The sequence below is a fragment of the Sphingomonas astragali genome, from assembly GCF_051400615.1.
Classification (GTDB): Bacteria; Pseudomonadota; Alphaproteobacteria; order Sphingomonadales; family Sphingomonadaceae; genus Sphingomonas.
Genome location: NZ_JBLFFH010000003.1, coordinates 663,284 through 685,536, shown reverse-complemented (window position 1 = coordinate 685,536; position 22,253 = coordinate 663,284). Strand labels below are relative to the sequence as shown.

General features: G+C 66.9%; 17 protein-coding genes. 13 read left to right on the top strand and 4 right to left on the bottom strand.

All coding sequences use genetic code 11. The features are described from left to right. Positions 1 to 11 precede the first annotated feature (11 nt). Both ACMGER_RS17915 and ACMGER_RS17910 read left to right on the top strand, forming a co-directional pair. A complete protein-coding gene (locus tag ACMGER_RS17915) occupies positions 12 to 3,239 on the top strand; it encodes an efflux RND transporter permease subunit (RefSeq protein WP_436813515.1) in 3,228 nt (1,075 codons plus the stop codon). Beyond that, the gene (locus ACMGER_RS17910) at positions 3,236 to 4,702 is read left to right on the top strand and encodes an efflux transporter outer membrane subunit (protein WP_436813514.1); all 1,467 of its coding nucleotides are present in this window, start codon (positions 3,236 to 3,238) and stop codon (positions 4,700 to 4,702) included. Before ACMGER_RS17915 ends, ACMGER_RS17910 begins: the two co-directional genes overlap by 4 nt. Here ACMGER_RS17910 and ACMGER_RS17905 read toward each other — a convergent pair whose 3' ends face one another. After that, on the bottom strand, positions 4,703 to 4,915 hold the full coding sequence (locus tag ACMGER_RS17905; protein WP_436813513.1) for a hypothetical protein: 213 nt from the start codon (positions 4,913 to 4,915) through the stop codon (positions 4,703 to 4,705). Positions 4,916 to 5,169: 254 nt separating this feature from the next. Here ACMGER_RS17905 and ACMGER_RS17900 point away from each other — a divergent pair, with 254 nt between their 5' ends. The 4 genes from ACMGER_RS17900 to recJ all read left to right on the top strand — a co-directional run bounded on the left by ACMGER_RS17900 (position 5,170) and on the right by recJ (position 9,563). Continuing rightward, positions 5,170 to 5,724 (top strand): (2Fe-2S)-binding protein, encoded by a 555-nt coding sequence (locus tag ACMGER_RS17900; protein WP_436813512.1) that lies wholly within the window; start codon positions 5,170 to 5,172, stop codon positions 5,722 to 5,724. Positions 5,725 to 5,826: 102 nt separating this feature from the next. Then, entirely contained in the window at positions 5,827 to 6,828 is a 1,002-nt protein-coding gene (locus ACMGER_RS17895) for an RcnB family protein (RefSeq protein ID WP_436813511.1), read from the top strand. 82 nt (positions 6,829 to 6,910) lie between these two features. After that, positions 6,911 to 7,594 (top strand): prolyl hydroxylase family protein, encoded by a 684-nt coding sequence (locus ACMGER_RS17890; RefSeq protein WP_436813510.1) that lies wholly within the window; start codon positions 6,911 to 6,913, stop codon positions 7,592 to 7,594. 208 nt (positions 7,595 to 7,802) lie between these two features. Beyond that, entirely contained in the window at positions 7,803 to 9,563 is a 1,761-nt protein-coding gene (recJ, locus tag ACMGER_RS17885; protein WP_436813509.1) for a single-stranded-DNA-specific exonuclease RecJ, read from the top strand. A 74-nt stretch (positions 9,564 to 9,637) separates the two neighbouring features. On the opposite strand, the gene ACMGER_RS17880 is transcribed toward recJ, so the two are convergent. Further along, positions 9,638 to 9,964 (bottom strand): hypothetical protein, encoded by a 327-nt coding sequence (locus ACMGER_RS17880; protein WP_436813508.1) that lies wholly within the window; start codon positions 9,962 to 9,964, stop codon positions 9,638 to 9,640. A 35-nt stretch (positions 9,965 to 9,999) separates the two neighbouring features. On the opposite strand from ACMGER_RS17880, the gene ACMGER_RS17875 reads away from it, so the two are divergent. Then, positions 10,000 to 10,299 carry a hypothetical protein gene (locus ACMGER_RS17875; RefSeq protein ID WP_436813507.1) on the top strand — a complete coding sequence of 100 codons (300 nt, stop codon included), beginning with the start codon at positions 10,000 to 10,002 and terminating at the stop codon, positions 10,297 to 10,299. A 334-nt stretch (positions 10,300 to 10,633) separates the two neighbouring features. Then, the gene (locus ACMGER_RS17870; RefSeq protein WP_436813506.1) at positions 10,634 to 11,872 is read left to right on the top strand and encodes a tyrosine-type recombinase/integrase; all 1,239 of its coding nucleotides are present in this window, start codon (positions 10,634 to 10,636) and stop codon (positions 11,870 to 11,872) included. Positions 11,873 to 11,878: 6 nt separating this feature from the next. Here ACMGER_RS17870 and ACMGER_RS17865 read toward each other — a convergent pair whose 3' ends face one another. Continuing rightward, positions 11,879 to 12,478 (bottom strand): SEN1982 family lipoprotein, encoded by a 600-nt coding sequence (locus ACMGER_RS17865; protein WP_436813505.1) that lies wholly within the window; start codon positions 12,476 to 12,478, stop codon positions 11,879 to 11,881. A gap of 55 nt (positions 12,479 to 12,533) precedes the next feature. On the opposite strand from ACMGER_RS17865, the gene ACMGER_RS17860 reads away from it, so the two are divergent. The 5 genes from ACMGER_RS17860 (at position 12,534) to ACMGER_RS17840 (ending at position 19,387) form a co-directional block, all read left to right on the top strand. Beyond that, positions 12,534 to 12,818 (top strand): hypothetical protein, encoded by a 285-nt coding sequence (locus ACMGER_RS17860; RefSeq protein WP_436813504.1) that lies wholly within the window; start codon positions 12,534 to 12,536, stop codon positions 12,816 to 12,818. A gap of 228 nt (positions 12,819 to 13,046) precedes the next feature. Then, positions 13,047 to 13,616, top strand: coding sequence for an RNA polymerase sigma factor (locus ACMGER_RS17855; protein WP_436813503.1), 570 nt, complete (start codon positions 13,047 to 13,049; stop codon positions 13,614 to 13,616). After that, positions 13,616 to 14,635 carry a FecR family protein gene (locus ACMGER_RS17850; RefSeq protein WP_436813502.1) on the top strand — a complete coding sequence of 340 codons (1,020 nt, stop codon included), beginning with the start codon at positions 13,616 to 13,618 and terminating at the stop codon, positions 14,633 to 14,635. The genes ACMGER_RS17855 and ACMGER_RS17850 overlap by 1 nt, the downstream gene beginning before the upstream one ends. 166 nt (positions 14,636 to 14,801) lie before the next feature. Next, positions 14,802 to 17,294 carry a TonB-dependent receptor domain-containing protein gene (locus ACMGER_RS17845; protein WP_436813501.1) on the top strand — a complete coding sequence of 831 codons (2,493 nt, stop codon included), beginning with the start codon at positions 14,802 to 14,804 and terminating at the stop codon, positions 17,292 to 17,294. Beyond that, complete coding sequence (locus ACMGER_RS17840) at positions 17,291 to 19,387, top strand: Atxe2 family lasso peptide isopeptidase (RefSeq protein ID WP_436813500.1); 2,097 nt, start codon at positions 17,291 to 17,293, stop codon at positions 19,385 to 19,387. The genes ACMGER_RS17845 and ACMGER_RS17840 overlap by 4 nt, the downstream gene beginning before the upstream one ends. A gap of 350 nt (positions 19,388 to 19,737) precedes the next feature. Here the strand turns inward: ACMGER_RS17840 and ACMGER_RS17835 are convergent, their stop codons facing one another. Then, entirely contained in the window at positions 19,738 to 22,248 is a 2,511-nt protein-coding gene (locus ACMGER_RS17835; RefSeq protein WP_436813499.1) for a hypothetical protein, read from the bottom strand. Between the last annotated feature and the right edge of the window lie 5 nt (positions 22,249 to 22,253).

Here is a 22,253-nt window from a genome sequence, read left to right as displayed (position 1 = left end):
GCAGCCGGCCGATGATCTCGCGCATCTTCATCGATCGCCCGATCTTCGCATGGGTGATCGCGATCATCATCATGCTGTGCGGCGTCGGCGCGATCTTCTCGCTCCCGATCGCGCAATATCCCGACGTCGCGCCGCCTCAGGTCAACGTGCGCGCGAACTTCCCCGGCGCCTCGGCGGAAACGCTGGAGAACAGCGTGACGCAGGTGATCGAGCAGCAGCTCACCGGCATCGACGGGCTGCTCTATTTCACCTCGACATCCTCCTCGCGCGGGCAGGTGACGATCTCCGCCACGTTCGAGAAGGGCACCGATCCGGACATCGCCCAGGTCCAGGTGCAGAACAAGGTGCAGCAGGCGCTGTCCCGCCTGCCGCAGCAGGTGCAGCAGCAGGGCGTCACGGTCACCAAGTCGAACCCGGACTTCCTGATGATCGTATCGGTCTACGACGAGACCGACACGCGCACCAACGGCGACGTTTCCGACTGGCTGGTCTCCAACATGGAGGAGCCGCTGGGCCGCATCCCCGGCGTCGGCGATTCCAATGTGTTCGGATCGCAATATGCGATGCGGATCTGGCTCGATCCCAACAAGCTCGCGAGCTTCCAGCTCATGCCGGGCGACGTCGTCACCGCGATCCAGAACCAGAACACCGAGGTCGCGGCGGGCGAGGTCGGCGGTCAGCCGATGCCGAACACGCAGATGCTGAACGCGACCGTCACCGCGCGTTCGCGCCTGCAGACGCCGCAGCAGTTCAGGGACATCATCCTCAAGACCCAGCCGAGCGGCGCCGCGGTGCGGCTCAGCGACGTCGCCCGCGTCGAGCTGGGGCAGGAGAACTATACCGCGTTGACCCGCGTCAACGGTCATCCCGGCGCCGGCATCGCCATCAATCTCGCCCCCGGCGCCGACGCGCTCGAGACCGCCGAGCTCGTCAAGCAATATGTCGAGCAGCAGTCGAAGCGCTTCCCGGCCGGCTTCAAATACGCCTTCCCCTACGACACCACCGACTTCATCAAACTGTCGATCGACGAGGTGGTGAAGACACTGTTCGAGGCGATCGTCCTCGTCGTCCTCGTCATGTTCGTGTTCCTGCAGAGCTGGCGCGCGGTGCTGGTGCCGGCGGTCGCGGTGCCGATCGTGCTGCTCGGCACCTTCGCGATCTTCGCCATCGCCGGCTTCTCGATCAACACGCTCACCCTGTTCGGGCTGGTGCTCGCGATCGGCCTGCTCGTCGACGACGCCATCGTCGTGGTCGAGAACGTCGAGCGTCTGATGGAAGAGAATCCGGACATGACGCCGCGCGAGGCGACGATCGAGTCGATGAACCAGATCACGGTCGCGCTGTTCGCGATCGCGCTGGTGCTGTCGGCGGTGTTCCTGCCGATGGCATTCTTCGGCGGCTCGACCGGCGTGATCTACCGCCAGTTCTCGGTGACCTTGGTATCGGCGATGGCGCTGTCGGTGCTGGTCGCGATCGTGCTGAGCCCGGCGCTCACCTCCCACGTCCTCAAACAGAAGAACCATGGCGGCGGAGACGACGGCTGGTTCGCGCGGCGCTTCCCCTTCGTCGGCCGCACGCTGCGCGGCGCGGCGGACCGCTTCAATCGCGGATTCGAATGGACCGTCGAGCATTATCTGCGCTCGGTCCGCACGGTTGTCGACCGCAAATGGCTGTTCCTGCTGATCTATGTCGTCGTCTGCGCCTTGCTGGTGGTGATGTTCTTCCGCCTGCCGACCGGCTTCCTGCCGACCGAGGACCAGGGCGGGGCGCAGATCCAGTTCCGGCTCCCCGCCGGCGCCACCCGCGGCCGCACCTTCGAGGTGCAGCAGGCGATCGAGAAATATTTCTTCGCGAACGAAGCGAACAACACGCGCGTCCTGTTCACCGTCAGCGGTGGTGGCGGTGGCGGTGCGAGCGGGCAGAACACCGGCCAGGGCTTCCTCGCGCTCAAGCATTGGGACGAGCGCAAGGGGCCGCAGAACAGCGCCGACGCGATCACCCAGCGCGCCTCGCAGGCGCTCTCCGGGCTGCGCGACGCCCAGGTGTTCGCGCTGGTGCCGCCGGCGATCCGCGGCCTCGGCCAGTCGAACGGCTTCACGATGGAGCTGCAGAACTCGGGCGGCCTCACCCGCGAGCAGTTCGCCGCCGCGCGCGACCGGCTGCTCAACATGGCGGAAACCGACCCGGCGCTGCGGGCGGTACGCCTCACCGAGCTGCCCGACATCGCCACGCTCAAGATCGACATCGACCAGGCCAAGCTCTCCGCGCTCGGGCTCAACGAAGCCGACGTCAACAACACTCTGTCGACCGCCTGGGGCGGCCGCTACGTCAACGACTTCATCGACCGCGGCCGCGTGAAGCGCGTATACGTGCAGGGCGACGCGCCGTTCCGTGCCGCGCCAGAGGACATCTCCAAATGGTTCGTACGCGGATCGAACGGGCAGATGGCGCCCTTCTCCTCCTTCGCGCGCATCTCCTGGTCGCAGGCGCCGACGACGCTGTCTCGCTTCTCCGGCACCTCCTCGTTCGAGTTCCAGGGCCAGTCCGCGCCCGGACACAGCTCGGGCCAGGCGATGGAGCGGATGGAGCAGCTCGCCGCGCAGATCCCCGGCACCTCGGTCGCCTGGGCGGGCCTATCCTACCAGGAGCGGCTGTCGTCGGGGCAGGCGCCGATCCTCTACGCCCTGTCGCTGCTGGTCGTGTTCCTGTGCCTCGCCGCGCTCTACGAGAGCTGGTCGGTGCCGATCGCGGTGCTGCTGGTGATCCCGCTCGGGCTGGTCGGCGCGGTGTTCGCGGTGACGCTGCGGAGCCTGGAGAACGACGTGTTCCTCCAGATCGGCCTGCTGACGACGATGGGCCTCGCCTCCAAGAACGCGATCCTGATGATCGAGTTCGCCGAGGCCGCCGAGAGGAAAGGCGCACGTGTGATGGATGCAGCGCTGGAGGCCGCCCGCATCCGTCTGCGCCCGATCCTGATGACCAGCTTCTCGTTCATCTTCGGCGTGCTGCCGCTGGCGATCTCGACCGGTGCGGGCGCCAACGGCCGCATCGCGATCGGCACCTCGGTGATCGGTGGCATGATCACCGCGACGATCCTCGCGATCTTCTACATCCCGCTGTTCTTCGTGCTGGTGCGCCGCAGCGTCCGCGACGGGCTCGCGCGCCTCCGGGGCAAACCGACTGGCTACCAGGGGCCGCCGCACCGCGACGACGAGGAAGGGGAGCCGAGGCCGGCATGATCCGCCCGATCCTTCCCGTCGTTTCGCTGATCGCGCTCGCAGCCTGCTCTATGACGCCGGAATATGAGCGGCCGGCGGCGCCGGTGCCCTCGTCCTGGCCGGTGGGCGACGCCTACCTCCGCCAGAACGAGGCGGGGCTGCCCAGCATCACCTATCGCGACATCTTCCGCGATCCTCGCCTCCAGGCGCTGGTCGGGCAGGCGCTCGCCAACAACCGCGACCTGCGCATCGCCGCCGCCAATATCGCGGCCGCACGCGGCGCCTATCGTTCGCAGCGGAGCGCGCTGTTCCCGACGATCGGCACCGGGGCGAGCGCGGGCGCGAGCAAGGGCGGCACGAACGTCCAGAACGTCGGCAACGACGTGCGCGAGAGCTATTCGGCCGACGTCGGCATCACCGCCTTCGAGGTCGACCTGTTCGGCCGCGTCCGCTCGCAGAGCCGCGCGGCGCTGGAGGATTATTTCGCGACCGAGGCGGCGGCGCGCGCCACCCGGCTCGCGCTGGTCGGCGACATCGCCAATGCCTGGCTAACCTACGCCGCCGACAGGAGCCTGCTCGCGCTGGCGGAGGATACCGCCAAGAACGCGCAGGAAAGCGTCCGCCTGACGCGGCTGCGGCTGGAGGGCGGCATCGCGCCGCGCACGGACCTCCGTCAGGCCGAGCAGATCGCGGCGCAGGCCCGCTCCGACGTGGCGACCCAGCGCACAGCGCTCGCGCAGGACGTCAACCTGCTCCAGCTCCTCGTCGGCGCGCCGATCGACCCGGCGCAGCTCCCCGCCTCGATCGACGAGGCGGCGCCGACGCTGGCCGAGCTGCCCGCCGGCCTCGATTCCGGCGTCCTGCTGCGCCGACCGGACGTGGTGCAGGCCGAATATCAGCTCCGCTCCGCCAACGCCCGCATCGGCGCCGCGCGCGCGGCGCTGTTCCCGCGCATCAGCCTGACCGGACTGCTCGGCTTCGCGAGCACGGCGCTGGGATCGCTGTTCGACGGCGATCGCTTCACCTGGAACGCCTCGGGCGGCATCGACTACAACATCTTCGACGCGGGCGGCGCGCGCGGCGACCTGCTCCAGGCGCGCGCCCAGCGCGATGCGGCGGTGGCGACCTACGAGAAGGCGATCCAGACCGCCTTCCGCGAGGTCTCCGACGCGCTCGCCCGCCGCGGCACCATCGCCGACCAGGAAACGGCGCAGCGCAGCCTGGTGACGGCGGCGCAGGACAATTACGACCTGTCCTACGCCCGCTATCGCGGCGGCATCGATACCTTCCTGCAGAGCCTCGACGCGCAGCGCTCGCTCTATTCGGCACAGCGCAGCTACGTCGGCACGCGGCTGGACCGCGCTACCAACCTCGTCGACCTCTACCGCACATTGGGCGGTGACGCGCTGCTCGATGCGACGCCCGAGGGTCCGAAACCGCTGTCACCTGAGCCGACCGCGATCCCGACGCCGCGGACGCGCTGATCACTCGTCGTCGACGGCTTCGTCCTCGTCCTCGTCGAGACCGAGCGCCTCCTCCTCGTCCAGATCGAGCTGCTCCTCGATCGCCTCGCTGATCAGGTCGAGCTGCTCGTACGTCGCGCTGTATTCGACGGTGTCGCCGTCCTCGTCCTCGATGTGGAGGAGATAGCCGTCGGCTTCCTGCGTGATCGTGAACTGTCCAAGCACCTTCGCCATTGCCGCACTCCATCGCCTGGGACTTCCGCCCGACAACCCCGCAGCGCGGCGCGCGTTCCAATGCCACGACATTGGGTGGCCGGATGCTGAAGCTGCCCCCTGTGATGCCATGACCGTCCTGCTCGGATCGAAGCAGTGTCAGTGTTCCTGCGAAGGCAGGAGCCCAGGCCGCGAGCGGCACCGCGGTGATCCAGGGCTCCTGCTTCGCAGGAGCACGATTCCATTTCACCCGTACCGGCTCTAGAACGGCGGGGATGACCCGCTTCACCGTCAACAACCAGCCGGTCGAATATGAGCTGGACCCCGCCACCCCCCTGCTCTGGGCGCTGCGCGACGCCTCCAACCTCACCGGCACCAAATACGGCTGCGGCACCGGCGAGTGCGGCGCGTGCACGGTCGATATCGACGGCAAGGCGGTCCGCTCCTGCACCGTCGCCATCGGCGAGATCGAGGGCGTGTTCGTCACCACGGTCGAGGGCCTGTCGCGCGACCGCAGCCATCCGGTGCAGCAGGCGTTCCTCGCCTCCAACGTCGGCCAGTGCGGCTATTGCATCCCAGGCCTGGTGATGACCGCCCAGGCGCTGATCCGCGCCAGCCGCAATCCCGGCGAGGACCAGATCAAGGCGGCGATCACCAATCTCTGCCGCTGCGGCAGCTACCCGCGAATCGTCGCAGCGATCCAGCAGGCGGCGGCGATTGCGCGCGGCGACGAGACGATCGACACCACGCCGCGGCCCGACGTCGATCCCGCCGAGGCGGCCCGCGCGGTCCCGGCGCTCGCTCCGCCGCCGAAGCGCCCCACTTCCTGACAGATTGCTTTCAGTGCAATTCAGCCGTCGCTCATCGGTGTTCAGGCAATAAGTGTGCCATCGAGACGTGTGCCGGGCGACCGGCCGTGGAGTGACACGAACATGAAGAAGGCGATTCTGGCCGCGCTGATCGCGGCGACCGCGCTGGCGCCGATCGCCGCCAGTGCGCAGGAGTGGCGTGGCCGAGGCGGCGGCGACCGTGGCGGGAACGCCAGAGCCGAGCAGCCGCGCGGCAACGGCGGCGGCGAGCGTTTCCAGCGGAGCGGTCAGCGCCGCGATTGGTCGCGCCCGAGCGCTCCGGCGCGCAGCTTCGACAACGGCGGGCGGCGCTTCGATCGTCCGCAGGTGCAGGGTCGCCCGCAATTCCAGGGCCGGCCGCAATTCCAGGGTCGCCCGCAGTTCCAGGGTCGCCCGCAGTTCCAGCGGCCCGATGGCCAGGCACGCCCTGGCTTCAGGCCGGGCGGGAATGACGGCAACCGCTTCAGCGGCCGCTGGCAGGGCAACGGCCGTCCCGACTTCCGCCGCGACGACAACCGGCCCCCGGTGAACGCCACGCCCGGCGCGCCGCGCGGTAACCGCGACGGCGACGGCCGCCGTGGCTGGAACCGCGACCGTCGCGACGGGCAGTGGGACCGCCGCAACTGGAGCAGCGAGCGCCGCGACTGGGATCGCCGCAACGACTGGAATCAGCGCCGCGACTGGAACCGCCGCGGGGACTCGAACCGGCGCGATTGGGATCGGCGCAACTGGAATCGCGGTGACTGGGACCGCCGGGACTGGGACCGGCGCGGAAGCTGGAACCGCGGCTGGCGCAACGACAACCGCTACAATTGGCGCGATTGGCGCTCGCGCAACCGCTATGCCTATCGCCTGCCTCGCTATTATGCGCCCGGCGGATGGGACTATGGCTACCGCCGCTTCGGCATCGGCATGACGCTGAGCTCCCTGCTGTTCGCCCAGAATTATTGGATCGGCGATCCGTGGGAGTATCGCCTGCCGCCGGCCTATGGCCCCTATCGCTGGGTGCGCTACTACAACGATGCGCTGCTGGTCGACATGGACACGGGCGAGGTGGTCGACGTGATCTACGACATCTTCTGGTAAGCTGCCTGGATTGCGCGTCGAGGGGCCGGTCCTGCGGGGCCGGCCCCTTGATTTTGGTGCTTCCCGCGCCATGGTCGGGATCATGAACGTGGTTGAAAAGAAAGCGGGATCGCCGTCCCGCACCCGCGCCCAGTTCGGCGCGAGCGTGGTCGCGCGGCTGGAAGCGAACCCCAGCGTCAAGCGTGCCAAGGTCGAGACCGCCGATGTCTTCTATCATCAGGATTTCGTCACCGACGCGGAGTGCGACACGCTCATTCGGTTGATCGACGCCGGCCGCCGTCCCTCGACGCTGCTCGCCTACTCGAGCGATCCCAATTTTCGGACCAGCGAGAGCTGCGACCTCGATCGCTTCTCGCCGCTGGTGCGCCCGATCGACGAGCGTATCGCCGCCCTGCTCGGCATCGATTCCCCTTATGGCGAGACGATGCAGGGCCAGCGCTATGCGCCTGGCCAGCAATTCCGCGCGCATCACGATTATTTCCACGAGACCGCCGATTATTGGCCGCGAATGAAGGCGGAGGGCGGTCAGCGCACCTGGACCGCGATGATCTATCTGAGCGACGTCGAGGAAGGTGGTGCGACCTGGTTCCCTCAGGCCGGCGTCCGCGTGCCGCCGAGAAAGCGGATGCTGCTCGCCTGGAACAACATGAAGCCCGACGGCAGCCCCAATCCCCATACTCTCCACGAGGGCATGGCGGTGACGAAGGGCGTCAAATACATCGTCACCAAATGGTTCCGTGAGGACCATTGGTTCAAGCCGCGCTGAAGCCGCACGTTTCCTAGACCGCTGCACCGGTCCCCCCGTCACCGTCACCCCGGCCTTGTGCCGGGTCCACGGTGCCGCAGCCCTTGCGCGAGAGGCTCAAGCTACGGACAAGCCGCCCCGTGGACCCCGGCACAAGGCCGGGGGTGACGAAGGGCTTATGGGGGCAAGCACCCTACCCTCGCCGCCTCGACCGGGCTAAGCCATGCGGATGACCCCCGTCCTCGGCATCCAGCGATCGGTCCTCGGCCAGCCCTGGCGGTGGCGCGGCTTGGCGGCGGATGCCCGCGACGGGCTGGTGCCCGACGATCTCGTCACCACGCTGCTGCTTGCCCGCGGCTGCCCGCGCGACGGCCTCGACGCTCACCGGACACCGAGCATCCGCGGCTTCATGCCCGACCCGTCGATCTTCCGCGACATGGACCGCGCCGCCGCGCGCCTCGCCGACGCCGTCGCCGCGTGCGAGACGGTGGCGGTGTTCGGCGACTATGACGTCGACGGCGCCACTTCCGCCGCGCTGATGATACGGCTGCTGCGCGATCTCGGCCTTGCGCCCCGTCCTTATATCCCCGACCGGTTGATGGAAGGCTACGGCCCCTCGGGCGAGGCGCTGGTGCGGCTGGCACGCGAAGGCGCGAGCCTGATCGTCACCGTCGACTGCGGCACGCAGGCGTTCGAGGCGCTCGAGATGGCACGCGGGGCCGGCGTCGACGTGATCGTCGTCGACCACCACAAATGCGCCGCCGCGCTTCCCGTCGCCCATGCCGTGGTCAATCCCAACCGCCTCGACGAGGGCGACGGCGCCGCGCACGGTCACCTCGCCGCGGTCGGCGTCGCCTTCCTGCTCGGCGCCGCGCTGCTGCGCGAGCTGAGGCAGCGCGGCTGGTTCGCCGAGCGGCCGGAGCCGCGCCTGCTCGACCTGCTCGACCTGGTCGCGCTCGGCACCGTCGCCGACGTGGCCGCGCTGCGCGGCCTCAATCGCGCCTTCGTGGCCCAAGGCCTCAAGGTCATGGCCCAGCGCCGCAACCCCGGCATCGGCGCGCTGATCGAAGCCTCCCGCCTCACCCGCGCGCCGACAGCGAGCGACCTGGGCTTCGCGCTCGGCCCGCGCATCAACGCGGGCGGGCGCGTCGGCAAGTCGGACCTCGGCGTGCGCCTGCTCACCACCGACGATCCCGACGAGGCGCGCGCGATCGCGCAGGAACTGGACCGCCTCAACGAGGAGCGCCGCGCGATCGAGGCGGGCGTCCAGGCCGCCGCCGAGGAGATGATCCACGTCAAGGGCAACCGCGCCGTCGCTGTCGTCGCGGGGGCCGGCTGGCACCCCGGCGTGATCGGGATCGTCGCGGGACGGCTCAAGGAGAAGCTCAATCGCCCCACCATCGTCATCGCACTCGACGAGGCGGGCGTCGGCAAGGGATCGGGCCGCTCGATCCCCGGCGTCGACCTTGGCGCGGCGGTGCTGTCGGCCAGGGAGCACGGCCTGCTCGTCGCCGGCGGCGGCCATGCCATGGCGGCGGGGCTCACCGTCGCCGCCGACCGGCTCGACGCCTTCGCCGACTTCCTCGAGGAGCGCCTCGCCGAGCCGGTCGCCCGCGCCGCCGGCGACCGCGCGCTGCTGATCGATTCGGTACTGGCGCCAGGCGGCGTGTGCCCCGATCTCGTCACCGCACTGGAGGCCGGCGGCCCCTATGGCATGGGCTGGCCCGCCCCGCGCGTCGCGGCGGGACCGGTGCGGCTGGTCAAGGTCGACGTGGTCGGCAGCGGCCACGTCCGCACGATCGCGGCGGGCGACGACGGCCGCAGCCTCAAGGCGGTCGCCTTCCGCGCCGCCGATACAGCGCTCGGTGCCGCGCTGCTCGGCGCACCGCCGCACCGCCGCCTCTGGCTCGCCGGCCGCGCCAGGATCGACGACTGGGGCAGCCGCCCGGCGGCGGAGCTCCACATCGACGATGCCGCCTGGGCGGATTGACGGATTATCGATAGTGGCGGCTCGTCGGGACGCCCAGCATCCGCTTGGACATGGTCGAGAGATTGGCCGGTCCGTCATAGCCGAGGTCGAGCGCGATCGCCGTGATCGGCTCGCCCGGCAGCAACGGACAGGCACGTCTGCGCGGGCAGGATGCGCTTGCCGGCATCGTCCACCAGCGTCAGCTTGGCGTTGAGCGCCGGCGTCGTGGTGGGATTGGCCAGCGTCACCCGCACGAGCCGATCCTTCCCGTCCACCACCGGCGGCGTTGCGGTCGCCGGGAGGGCGACGGGCGCGAGATCATTGAGCGCGCGATAGGCGGCAGGATCGCGGCCGCGCCAGTAGAAATTCTCCGACACCGTCCTGCCTGCCCCGTCGACCAGCGTGAGGCTGACCAGCAGCATCGGAGGATCGCATCCAAGACCGTATCCGCCGGCTGATGCGGGAGCTTGGCTATGTCGCGCGCGATGACAAGGGACGCCCGCTCGACAAAGACGGTGAGCTGGTCACCGACGAGGCGGAGAACGAACCGGACGTGCTCTACACCTTCCACGGCCTCCGCAAGAACGCTGCCTGCTACATGAAGGAGGTCGGGCTTGAGGGCACCCAGATTGGTCTCATCTGCGGCATGTCGCCCGACACGGTGCGCCATTACACCAAGCAGGCACGCGCCCTGATCGTGGCCCGCGACGTTGCCGCGCGACTTGCCGCAACGACCGTCGTGCAGATGGGTCGATAGCCCATGTGGGAACTCGCGGCCGGTTATGGGGAACTCCGCGCCGGACGCAGAAAAAACCACGGCATTTCAATATGGTGACCCCTACGGGAATCGAACCCGTGTTTCAGCCGTGAAAGCGCGCAAAAAAACCGCCAGTGGACCCCCATGGACTTCAATAAAATCAATCACTTGAGCAAGTATATTCCTTGAGCGTCCCCGGCGGTTTTGGTATGTCTATTACCCAAGGATTACCCAAATTTTCGGGTTCGGTATGGGTCGCGTCACGAGCGAAATCAGATTGCAGGAGCGCAGCGCTCGCGCCCGACTGAAGCCGCGTGGGTATCCATACTGGAGGATGGTCTCCGAAGGCCAGCATATCGGCTATTATCGCGGCAAGCGGGTCGGGAATTGGGTCGCGAGATTTCGCGTGGCCGGCGGTGAGGAGAACTACCTCAAGCACACGCTCGGGGCCGCCGATGACTCCTGTGAAGCGAACGGGACGACCATCCTGAATTGGAAGCAGGCGCTCGACGCAGCGAACAAATGGTTTGCGCAACAAGTGTCCGGAGACGCCGAGGTTCAGTCCAACGGCGCGACGAAAACGGTGAAGTCGGATTTGACGGTAGCCGACGTCGTTTCCGCGTTCATAGCGATGCGCGATGCGCGAGAGACGGCGAAGGTGGGCCGGCCGGCACGCTCGACTGCCTCGCTCAAGCTGACGCCGCACGTTCTCGCGGACGAGATATGCACTGTGAAGCTCTGTGATCTCACCGAGGCGGATATTCGTGCCTGGCAGCGTCGCTTGAGGCCCATGGCGGGTTCAAGCAAGCAACGAGTCCTGTCTGAGCTGAAAGCGGCGCTCAATGATGCCGCGATCGAATATCGCCAGAAGGTGCCGAGGGACCTTGCAGTCACGATCAAATTCGGCTGCCGGCCGGTCTTCGCGGAGGACAGTGCCAGCGAGCCCGTCGCGCGCGATAATCAGGTTCTCCCCGATGAGACTATCAGGACGATCCTCTCGACGCTCCGGCTGCAGGACGCCGACGGAGACAACTACGTCCTGGCATTGCTCCTAGGTGCAACGGGTGCCCGCTTCTCGCAGATCGTTCGGATGCGGGTCCGCGATGTCGACCTTGCCCGCACTTGCGTGTTTGTCCCGCCCTCGCGCAAAGGCCGCGGCAAGAAAAGCGGCGCGCCGATCCGCATCCAGATCGGCAGGGACATCATCGAGGCGCTGCATCCCTTCGTCGATGGACGAGAGCCCAATGCGGTGTTGCTGGAGCGGTGGCACTATCGCCAGATAAAGGCGACCGAATGGGAACGTGTCGGACGGCAGCCCTGGAAAACGCCGTCGGAGATGGCAAGATGGTGGAAGAAGGCCGTCGACGCCGCTGGCGTTCCTGGCGTCATTCCCTATGCGCTGCGCCACAGCTCGATTGTACGTGCGATCCGGGCCGACATTCCGATCCGTCTCGTGGCGGCGTTGCACGACACGTCCGTCGCGATGATCGAGAAGCACTACGCGCGATGGATTACCGAGAGCCTGGACGACATCGCTGCCCGCGCGATCGTCCCGCTCGCCGAGGCGGCATGAATTTTACTAGCGAACGGCCGTCTCGGTGTCAGGCTGCCACCCTCTGTCGGTTGCCACCAGTGTCACGGTGGATTGTCCGCCGCCAGCATCGAGCGCGCGTGCGATCTCGGGGAAGGCTGCTTGAACCGACGCGTCACCTGCCCAGGGGGCCGGATCGAGCTTCCACGCGAAGGTGACGGCCGACGTCTTTCGTCCCGCCATGTCGGTGGCGGGGACCACTTGGCGTATTTCCGTCAGGCGACGCTTGCCGTAGCAAATATCTGACCCGCCTAAGAAACGCTCGGCGGCGGTGGCCCGTTTGCTGCCCGGGCGGATCGTGTTTTCCGCGCCTTGATTCACATCATACTGGAATGCGTTTCCTACCTGCGAGACCTTCAGGAGCTTCGCCTTGACCAGGGCGTCGAATGCAGCTCGCCGCGGATCATTTCCACCAGCCGGCAGCTCGATCGGGAAGTTGTCCGGCCTGCGCGCACAGATAGGATTGGCGTCATTCCAGTCGCTCAGGACCTTCGTCAACTCGGCGCGTGAGTCACCGGCACTGCCGCCACCACAGCCAGCCAATGTGAATAGCGCAGCGCATGCAATCGATCGGTGGAAGATGCTCATCGGACACTCCCAATATACCAGAGACGCTTCAGCCCCGAGGAACGACGAGGCTAGCATGAGCCAAGTCGGCTACAAGTCGGGCTGTCGGAATTCTGAATCGACTGATCGAAAGCGAGCTCTCCGCGAGGTCAAAGTCGCCGGAGAACTGCGCACTCTCTGGGCACATTCGATGCTGCAAAATACCGGAAAAACCCATCCATATTGGTTTACGGGAGATCAAACACCTCGCAGCGGAGGTTGGCCAGACATACATGCCTGCCACTGGGGATTCGAGGGAGTTGAATTCGATACCGAAGCGCTTAGTCTGATCGAGCGCCGCCGCAGCGGCGCCGAGGCCTGAGAAACCTCGCACTTGAGAGATCAGACCCGCGCGACGATGCGGCCGGGTGGCCGACGCGCATGTCCAGGCCCTCACCGGCTAAAGGCGTCGGCGCACGTTCTCAAGCGTGTTTCTCACACCCGGCTATCGCGCCGGCTTGGCCTTGCGACCAGAGGAAGGCCACGAGATGCGCGGCAAAGTGTGGGTTGGTGTCGTTGACCGGAGATCGCGGCCGCACGGGGGCCTCCCGTGCGATTGAACATCGATCCGTTTGCGCCCGCCGCACTCGAAAGCACCGAGACGGGCGACGCCTCGGCGGCGCGGAGCGCCGTATCGCTCGACGCGCTCTACCGCTCCCAGGCAGGACGGCTTCTCCGCCTGTTCGTGCGGCGCGCAGGTCCGCAGGACGCCGCGGACCTCGTGCAGGAGACATTCATTCGCTTCGCGTCGGCGAGAGCCGATCGCGATGTCCATCCGGCCTCGCCCGAGCGCTACCTGTCCCGGATCGCGGGCAATCTGCTGCGTGACAAGGCCAAGAGCGCGCCCGAGCGCGCCGCCAATTTCGCCATGTCGCATGAGGATGCGGGCTTGATGGCTCCTGACCAGATCGAAACGCTCGAAGCACGAGACATGCTGAATCGGGTTGAAGCGGCTATGCTGCGGCTCAAACCCATGACTCGGGAGATCTTCATTGCGGCGAAGTTTCACGGCCTGTCCCTCGCAGAAATCGCCGAGCAGACCGGATTGACCGTGAAGGGCGTCGAAAAGCACATGACGAAAGCTTATGCCCAGCTGCATCGGCTGTTGGGGCAACGCTGATGGTACGCGGCAATCCACCCTCGTCCCGCGCGGAGCGCGAAGCGATCGATTGGCTGGTTCGGCTTCAGGCGGGCGATGGTTCCGAACGGGCCGAATTCGAAGCCTGGCGCGCGGCCGATCCGGACAATGCCGCGGCATTCGAGGCGGTCCAAACGTCGATCTCCAGCACCGAGGCCGCCGGCGACTCCGACATGGTGCGGAACTCGCGTCTCCACCGGGCATCGTTCTACGAGCGCAAGCCGGGTACGAGCTGCGCACTCGCGGCCGGCGTGGCGCTGCTCATCTTCATGGGCGCCGGCTTCGGTCTGCGGGAGGCGGGCTATTTCGGGCCGCCCGAGATCGCCAGCCAGACCCTCGCTTTCTCAACGCGGATCGGTGAAGTGCGGACCGTCACCCTGGACGACGGATCGAAGGTGACGCTTGATGCCGATTCCGTTCTTCGCGCCACCTATTCGCCGGACATGCGGCAGCTCCAGCTCGACGCCGGCCGCGCCCGCTTCGAGGTCGCCCATGATCCGCGACGACCGTTCATCGTGGATGCCGGCGGTGGCAGCGTCATCGCCCATGGGACTGTTTTCGACGTCAGCATCGGGCCTTCGGGCGTCCAAGTCGTCCTGTTGCGGGGAGCAATCGAAGTGACGAAGCGAGACAGGCCTGACCAGCGATCGGCCGACAATGGTTCGCGCCGGTTGAACCCAGGGCAGCAAGTCACATTCGACAAAGCCAATCCAATCCCGCAGCCTGAGCCCGCGCCGCCTTCGGAACTGCGCTGGACCTCCGGCATGCTCGCGTTCGAGGGCGCCCGGCTGGCGGATGCGGTCGCCGAGTTCAATCGCTATTCCCGGCGCAAGATCGTTCTTGCCTCACCCGAGCTCGGGGAGCTTCGCATCAGCGGCGGCTTTCACGCCGGTGAAATCGATAAGTTTGCCCAGGTGATGGCCGCGACCTTCGGGCTGCGAGTCACGTCGGAACCGACGAGGATCACGCTCGCCAAAGGCGAGGAGTCAGGCGCCCGCTGAAATCTTGGAGGGGTTCGTGCCCCTCAATCGTCAAGCCCCCACGACGACCGTTCCCGGCGTCGCTGGGAGGGCCTGAATGCGATTGTCACCGTTTCTTTCAAAGTCGAGTTGGATTGCGGCATGCGCCGTCGCGACCGCGGCAGCCAGCCAGCCCGCGAAGGCGCAAGTGGGTGCGCGCTTCCAGTTCAACCTGCCGGAACAAGGTCTCGGCGCCTCGCTTCGCGACGTTTCGCTGGCCACGCGTCGGAACATCGTCGCGGCCTCGCGGCTGACCGACGGCAAGCGCGCACCAGCGGTTGCCGGCACCTATACCGTCGAGGAAGCGCTTGACCTGCTGCTCGCCGGCTCGGGCCTTCATGTCGAGGCTGTGGGCGACACGCTCATTATTCGCCCCGGGCCGCGTCGGAGGGAGGGAGCGACGATATCGGATGCCGCGGAAGACGGCACCGATATCGTCGTCACCGGCACCCGCATCAGGGGCGCGCCGATCGCCTCGCCCGTGATCGCCCTCGGGCGGGAGGAAATCCGCAAGTCGGGACAGACGACTGTCGCAGACGCGGTACGGAGCATCCCCCAAAGCTTCGCGGGAGGACAGAACCCCGGCATCGGCACCAATGTGCCCGCGACCAGCGGCGTCGACGTCGGCGGCGGCTCGAGTGCCAATCTGCGCGGCTTGGGCAGCGACGCCACGCTCACGCTGCTCAACGGGCATCGTCTGGCCTATAGCTCGTCGCGCCAGAGTGTCGACGTCTCGGCCATCCCGCTTCGCGCCGTCGATCGGATCGAAGTTGTCGCCGACGGCGCCTCGGCGCTTTACGGCTCCGATGCGGTCGGCGGCGTGGTCAATATCCTGTTGCGCCGCGATTTCGAGGGAGTCGAGACCGGCGCGCTGCTCGGCGGTTCGACCGATGGCGGCAATTTCACCCAGCAATATGGCGCGATCGCCGGGACCCGCTGGAACGATGGCGGGATCTATGCGGCCTATGAGTTCGGCCGCAACACGGCGATCACCGCGGAAGACCGCTCCTATGCCCGCACGCGCTCACCCGGCCTGACGCTCTATCCCGAGCTGAAGCGGCACAACGCGCTTGCCTCCGGACATCAGAACATCACCGACGCGCTGAGCTTCGAGGTCGACGCGCTCTACAACAAGCGGTGGAGCAGCTCGGTCTTCCCGCTCAACGCGGCCGGCGATCTGAACGTCAGCCGGGGCCAGACCGATTCCGCCGCCGAGGCTTATGCGATCCTGCCGACGCTGCGGCTCAGCGTCGACGACTGGCGGTTCTTCCTCAGCGGCTCCTATGGACATGATCGCGTCGACTATGGCGTCACGCTGTTCTTCGGTCCCGCCTCGCTCTCGGGCGGTGCGGGCCACTACACCAACGCGACGAAGACTGTGGAGATCGGCGGCGACGGCACGCTGTTTCGCCTGCCGGCCGGCGCGGTCAAGGTCGCGCTGGGCGCCGGCTATCGCCGCAACGAGTTCGCCAGCTACAAGGGCACGGGCAGCTTCCAGAATGTCGAGCGGGCACAAGACAGCCGTTTTGCCTATGGCGAGATCAACGTCCCGCTGATCGCGCCTGAGCAAGGCATTGCGCTCGCGCACCGGCTCAGCGCCAGCGCGGCGCTGCGCTATGAGAATTATCCCGGCGTCGACGAGGTGGTGACGCCCAAGCTCGGGCTGATCTACGCGCCGTCACCCGATCTCGACCTCAAGGCCAGCTGGGGCCGATCCTTTCGGGCGCCGACGCTCCTCCAGCAATATCAGCCCAACAGCGTGACCCTGGACCAAGCCCGCTTCTACGGTGGCGCGGGTTTTCCGGCGGGCGCGACCATCCTGTTTCTCCAGGGCGGCAACCCGGCCCTCAAGCCCGAGCGGGCAACCACCTGGTCGGCCACGCTTGCGCTGCATCCGCGCGGGCTCGAAGGGTTTCGGGCCGAACTCGGCTATTTCTCGATCCGCTATCGTGACCGGATCGTGTTTCCGATTCCACTGGCTTCGGTCGCGCTCAGCAATCCCGTGTATCATGATTATGTCGTGCTCACGCCGACGGCGGCACAGCAAGCCGCGGCGATCGCCTCGGCCGGCACCTTCGTCAATGCCAGCGGCGCACCCTATGACCCCGCGGCCACGGTTGCGATCATCAACAACAACAATGTCAACGCAGGGCGCCAGTCGATCCACGGCGTCGACGCGCTGCTAAGCTACCGGACGCCGCTCGGCTCCGGTGCACTGACCGCGACGCTCAACGGCACCTATCTCGACAGCAAGCAGCAGCTCAGCGAAAACCAGGCGTTCCAGCCGCTCGCTGGCACGCTGTTCAACCCGCCGCATGTTCGCGCGCGCGGCGGCCTGAGCTGGGATGGCGGACCTGTGACGCTCACCGCGACGGCCAACTACACCGGGCCGGTCCGCGACACCCGGTCGGCTCCCAACCCGCTGGTCGATTCTATGACCACGCTCGACGTGTCGGTCTTTTACCGTCCGGAATGGAAAGGTTGGCTCGACGGGCTCGAATTCAGCCTGACCGCGCTCAACCTGCTCAACGCCAAGCCCGCGCCGATCGCGACTTCGGTGTTCACCGATACGCCCTATGACTCGACCAACTACTCGCCGGTCGGCCGCTTCGTCAGCTTTGGAGTGACGAAGCGGTGGTGAAGCGGTTTGCAGTCGCTTCCTTGCTGGCGCTGGTGGTCGCGGGCGGCGCTGCCGTGCCCGCTAACGCCTGCGAGGGTGTCCTGCCGGACGCGATCGTCGTGCCGGGTGGCCGTCGTCCGGTCACCTCCGATGATCTTCTCCGGCTCCGCGACATCGGCTTTCCGGACGCCTCGATTGTCGGCCCGTTCAGCCCACTATCGGTCTCGCCTGACGGCACCGCCGTCGCATTCGTGCTCAATCGCGCCGATCCCGACACTAACGGCTATTGCCGCGCGCTGGTCGTGCTGCCGCTGCGGCCTGGCGGACGGCCCAGGATCATCGATCGTGGCGGCGAGCTCATCACCGTCACCGATGTGCAGCGCGGGCTGTTCGTGCCCGGCGGCTTCCCCAATATCGTCGTGCCCGCCTGGTCGCCGGACGGGAGGACGCTCGCCTATCTGAAACGCGTGAACGGGCGGACCCAAGCATGGCGTGTCGCGACGGATGGAAGCGGCGCCAGCGCCGTGACCGATTCCCCGGTTGATGTCGAAGGCGTCGCCTGGAGCAGCGACGGCGGGTCGCTGCTATTCTCGTCGCGGCCTGCGGTGGCAGTCATCAAGCGCGCTCACGCGCACGAGGCCGATGCCGGCTATCTCTATGACGAGCGCATCGTGACCTATTCGGGGGGCTTCCCCCAAATCCGCGCCGCGGACGCGCCGTTGGTGTTCTCGGCGATCGATCTCGCATCGGGCGCGGTGCGCGCGGCCAACGCCGAGGAGACGGATCGCCTGGGGCGCACCGGCGCGCTCGGCGCCGGGCGATTGGAGGCGAGCACGACCGACGGGCGGCGGGCCTGGATCGCGCCCGATCCCGGCGCCCCGCTCAGCCGCGCGATCCTCAAGGCATCCGGCCGCCGCGGCGTGGTCGCCTGTGCCGCCGCCGCTTGCCGGGGCGGCATCGTCGGGCTTTGGTGGGACGACCGCACGCCGGACCTGCTCTTCCTGCGCCGCCAAGGCTGGGCCAACGGCGAAACGGCGCTCTACCGCTGGCGGCCGGGTGCGCACGCACCCCGGCAGGTTTTCGCGACCGAGGATGCGGTGCTGGGCTGCCGGCTCGCGTCTCGCGGTCTCGTCTGCCTGCGCGAGAACGCAACCACGCCGCGCCGAGTGGTGCTGATCGACCCCGCGACAGGCAAGTCAACGCTGCTGTTCGACCCCAATCCCGAATTCGCCGGGTTCGAGTTCGGGAGCGTCCGCCGCCTCAAATGGCGCAACGCGCAGGGCCTCGAAGCCTGGGGCGACTTCGTGCTGCCGCCCGGCTACCGCGCGGGCACGCGCGTACCGCTGGTGGTGGTCCAATATCATAGCGACGGCTTCCTGCGTGGCGGTACGGCCGACGAGTTCCCGATCTTCCCGTTCGCTGCCCAGGGCATCGCCGTCCTCAGCCTCGAGGCGCCGCCGCCCGTCACCACCGGACGCACCGACCTCAGGAACTGGGACGAGATCGTCGCGGCCGAGTATCGCGGCTGGTCCGAGCGGCGGAGCAAGCTTTCGGGACTGCTGGTCGGCGTCGATCAGGTCGTCGCGACGGGCACCGTCGATCCGGCGCGGATCGGTATCACCGGCCTCAGCGACGGTTCCTCGACGGTGCGCTTCGCGCTCATCAATACGCCGGGCCGCTTCGCAGCGGCGTCGATCGCCACTTGCTGCTTCGATCCCAAGACCGTGATGACCTATGGCGGCATCGCCTTTGCCGAATACAACCGCAAGATGGGCTTCCCGCCGGCGACGACGGACGACCCCAAGTTCTGGAAGCCGTTCTCGCTCGCGCTCAACGCGGCGACGATGGACACGCCGCTGCTGATGCAGCTTCCCTCGGACGAATATCTCATTTCGCTCGAAGCCTTCGAGGCGCTCCGCGAGCACCGCAAGCCGGTCGAGATGTACGTCTTTCCCGACGAGTACCATGCGAAATGGCAACCTCGGCATCGGCTCGCCGCCTACCGCCGCAATCTCGATTGGTTCGGGTTTTGGCTCCAGGATCGCATCGATCCCGACCCCGAAAAGGCAGCGCAATATGCGCGGTGGCAGGCAATGCGGGCAACCATGCCATGAAATAAACGGGAACGCCTGGCCACGCCCCACTTCTTGCCGTCCCGCTGTTGACCAGCCTTTCCTACAAGCGGACCCAGTTCGACTTGCTGCTTTTCGGCACAAGCTGGGCCGATTGCAGACTGGCAGGTTTCAATTAGTCAGAGATAGAAAGCAGTCATCCATTTAGCGGGCCGCCCGAGCAGTCCCGTATGTCAGCATTCACAACGGCTGCGGTGTCGCCCCTCGACGACGCGGCCGCAGCTGTCGCACTTCCGATAAATTCTATTCTGATTGAGCGGATGCGCGATTCTCATCCACGTGGGCGCCTGGGCAGTAAGGAGGCTTGTTGACGCGATGACACCGCCATCCGGCTATTCGACCTCCTCAGCCAGCGCCGACTTGTCGATTATCGTCGGCAGATGCTCGGCGAGTGTGAGCACGGTCGACGCGGCGCCACGCGCCGCGAGACGCCTGATCTCCTCCGCGAACTCCTCTAGCTGCTCGCCGCGATCGCCGGCAGCGGCCTTCGCCGCGCGGTAGGCTTGTTCCATTCCTAGCAGCAGCACGCGCATCCCGAGGATGTACTTCTCCGTGACGACGTCACGCTCGACTTGGCCACGCTTACCATATCGAGCCTTGAGGTGGTATGCGTTGTCGTAGTTGATCTTGTAGACGATCTCTCCGTCGCCGAGGTCCTCGATTACGCCGCCGTCGTTCTGGGTAAACCCCGCCGGCCAGCGCTCGACGGCGTAGCCCTTCACCTCCTCGCCGTGTTCGCGGAGCAGGACGCAGGCAGGCAGGCCTACGTTGGGGGCGTCCGAACCCATGCCTTCCCCCTTGCCGCCGGAGCCGCCTCCGCCGGTCTTGTCCTTCGGCTTCCGCTTCTTCGGGTCGGCCTCCTCGGCAACGATGCGTACCGTGACGTGCGCGGTCCAGACAGGTTCCGTCATCGCTTCGTCGCTCAGTGAGATCGCCAGGTCGAACCTGTCTCCCACATTCGTCCGATCCTCCGAAGGCTCCAGGAACAGCGTCAGGCGCCCGTCGTGAAGGTGCTCGCGGATGTTGAAGGCTGCGGCGACATCCGCGTTGCTGAGCGAGACCCGACCCCGGTTCTCTATGCGACGCAGGTATCCGTTCTCCACGTCGGTGCGGCAGGTCAGCGGTCGCGTCCGGTTCATCGGGATTTCTAGCGCGATGTCGCGCAGCTTCTCCTCAATCCGCAGGAAGGTCGGACTGTACTTTCCGACGAACTCGTCGGCACCGGCCTCCTGTCCGCTTCGGCCGCCCGACGAAGGCATCCGAATCGAGGGCATGCGGTTGCTCAGCAGCGCCGCCAGGCTCGGGTCTGCGGTGACCAGCTTCTGGAAGAGCGCGTTGCTCTGTACCTCGGTCGCCTTCTTGAGCTCCTGTTGCGCGATCTGGTGCTGAAGGTCCTTCAGGACCTTGGACTCGCGGATCGTCTCGGCGACGAGTTCCTTGTAGCGCTGGCCCAGCGTGGTCTCGCGGACGTGCTCCCGGTCGCCCTTCCAGATCTCATTGTGAGCACCGAAGGTCATGTTGCTCGCATCGACGATGACGACGAGGCGGTCCTTCAGCGCCGGCAGCTTGCACGTCGTCGAGAGGAATCCCCGGGTCTGCTTGAACTGGACCTGCCCGTTGACCGCGTGGAAGACCTTGTTGTTGGTCTTCCTCAGCCACTCCGGCTGCTGCTCGGCCGGGCGGAGTGGTATCCCATACACAGAGACCCTCCCGATATCAGGGTTCGAGAAGTCGCCGACATGGATCGAATCCATGTCGATCGTCGGATCGTCCGTAGGTGCCTCGGCCGCGTCCTCCTCATCATCGCGGAGATCCTCCCTGTGCTGCCGGAGCAGGAGGAACTCCATTCCGTAGAAAGGGCGCGCGTCGATCCCCTCAGCGCGGTCTCCGCCCCGGCTTGGGTCGGGCTTCCATCGGAAGTCGAGGATGCGGAATGGCAGGATCGTCTCGACGAGGTTCTCGTTCAGCGCCTCGCGCGCGCCGCGGAACCCCGAATGCCTCGATCCGACGTTGTAATCGAAGAGCTTGATGACGGTGCCGGTGCGCAGCGCGCAGTCCGCATACTGCTTCCCGGTGCCGGTCCGGAAGGGGTGGAGCATGTCCTGCTCGAAGGTCGGGATGGCGCCGTGCTCGGAGCCGTCGGCCAGGCTGAAGTACTCGGCGACGGGCATGTCGTTGGGCCCCCCCGGCCTCCGCCGGACGATCGTCCAGCCCCATGGACCCTTCCCGTCATAGCGGCGCGAGATGATGAGCTTGTACCAGCGGCGCCCGCAATACCCCAGCACGCCGGACGAGCCCATGTTGTACTTGCCCTGCACGAAGGGGATGCTGCTCTTCGTCCCGGCGCTGAGCGACAGGAAGGTCCGGTGGAAGTCCTCGGGACGCTGTCCCTCGCCGTTGTCGACGAAGACATAGCAGGGGAGTCCGTCCTTGCGGGATCGCGCACCGGTCACGCCGATCACCAGGTTCTTCGCCGAGAAGTCTTTGAGCCACGGGTCGCCGCTGCCGAGGTTTGTCAGCTTGCCACCATGGAGATTGTGGACGAGACGGTCGACCGCCTCGTACATGGTCTGCGGGGCCTGCGGCGAGCGTGGGTCGATGTCCCGCTCCGCCGCGTGCCTCATCAGCACCGCGTCGACCATGTTAGTCATCAGCTCGGTCAGCGCCTTGCCGCCGTCGGACGCCTGGTTCGAGGTCACGTTAAAATTGGTCTCGCGACCGTCGAGAGGGCGCCAGTTTAACGGGTCGGCCATCACAGCCGATCCCTCGATGATGGCCGCAGCCTGCTCTTCCGAATTCGCCTCGAGGAGCTGGCGGCACAAGTCTTTCGCGTCTAACGCCATGGCCG

Excerpts from the sequence above, each read along its gene's own strand:
- ACMGER_RS17915 (WP_436813515.1), top strand. The coding sequence starts at position 12 with ATGATCTCGCGCATCTTCATCGATCGCCCGATCTTCGCATGGGTGATC.
- ACMGER_RS17910 (WP_436813514.1), top strand. The coding sequence starts at position 3,236 with ATGATCCGCCCGATCCTTCCCGTCGTTTCGCTGATCGCGCTCGCAGCC.
- ACMGER_RS17905 (WP_436813513.1), bottom strand. The coding sequence starts at position 4,915 with ATGGCGAAGGTGCTTGGACAGTTCACGATCACGCAGGAAGCCGACGGC.
- ACMGER_RS17900 (WP_436813512.1), top strand. The coding sequence starts at position 5,170 with ATGACCCGCTTCACCGTCAACAACCAGCCGGTCGAATATGAGCTGGAC.
- ACMGER_RS17895 (WP_436813511.1), top strand. The coding sequence starts at position 5,827 with ATGAAGAAGGCGATTCTGGCCGCGCTGATCGCGGCGACCGCGCTGGCG.
- ACMGER_RS17890 (WP_436813510.1), top strand. The coding sequence starts at position 6,911 with ATGAACGTGGTTGAAAAGAAAGCGGGATCGCCGTCCCGCACCCGCGCC.
- recJ (WP_436813509.1), top strand. The coding sequence starts at position 7,803 with ATGACCCCCGTCCTCGGCATCCAGCGATCGGTCCTCGGCCAGCCCTGG.
- ACMGER_RS17880 (WP_436813508.1), bottom strand. The coding sequence starts at position 9,964 with ATGCTGCTGGTCAGCCTCACGCTGGTCGACGGGGCAGGCAGGACGGTG.
- ACMGER_RS17875 (WP_436813507.1), top strand. The coding sequence starts at position 10,000 with ATGCGGGAGCTTGGCTATGTCGCGCGCGATGACAAGGGACGCCCGCTC.
- ACMGER_RS17870 (WP_436813506.1), top strand. The coding sequence starts at position 10,634 with ATGGTCTCCGAAGGCCAGCATATCGGCTATTATCGCGGCAAGCGGGTC.
- ACMGER_RS17865 (WP_436813505.1), bottom strand. The coding sequence starts at position 12,478 with ATGAGCATCTTCCACCGATCGATTGCATGCGCTGCGCTATTCACATTG.
- ACMGER_RS17860 (WP_436813504.1), top strand. The coding sequence starts at position 12,534 with ATGAGCCAAGTCGGCTACAAGTCGGGCTGTCGGAATTCTGAATCGACT.
- ACMGER_RS17850 (WP_436813502.1), top strand. The coding sequence starts at position 13,616 with ATGGTACGCGGCAATCCACCCTCGTCCCGCGCGGAGCGCGAAGCGATC.
- ACMGER_RS17835 (WP_436813499.1), bottom strand. The coding sequence starts at position 22,248 with ATGGCGTTAGACGCGAAAGACTTGTGCCGCCAGCTCCTCGAGGCGAAT.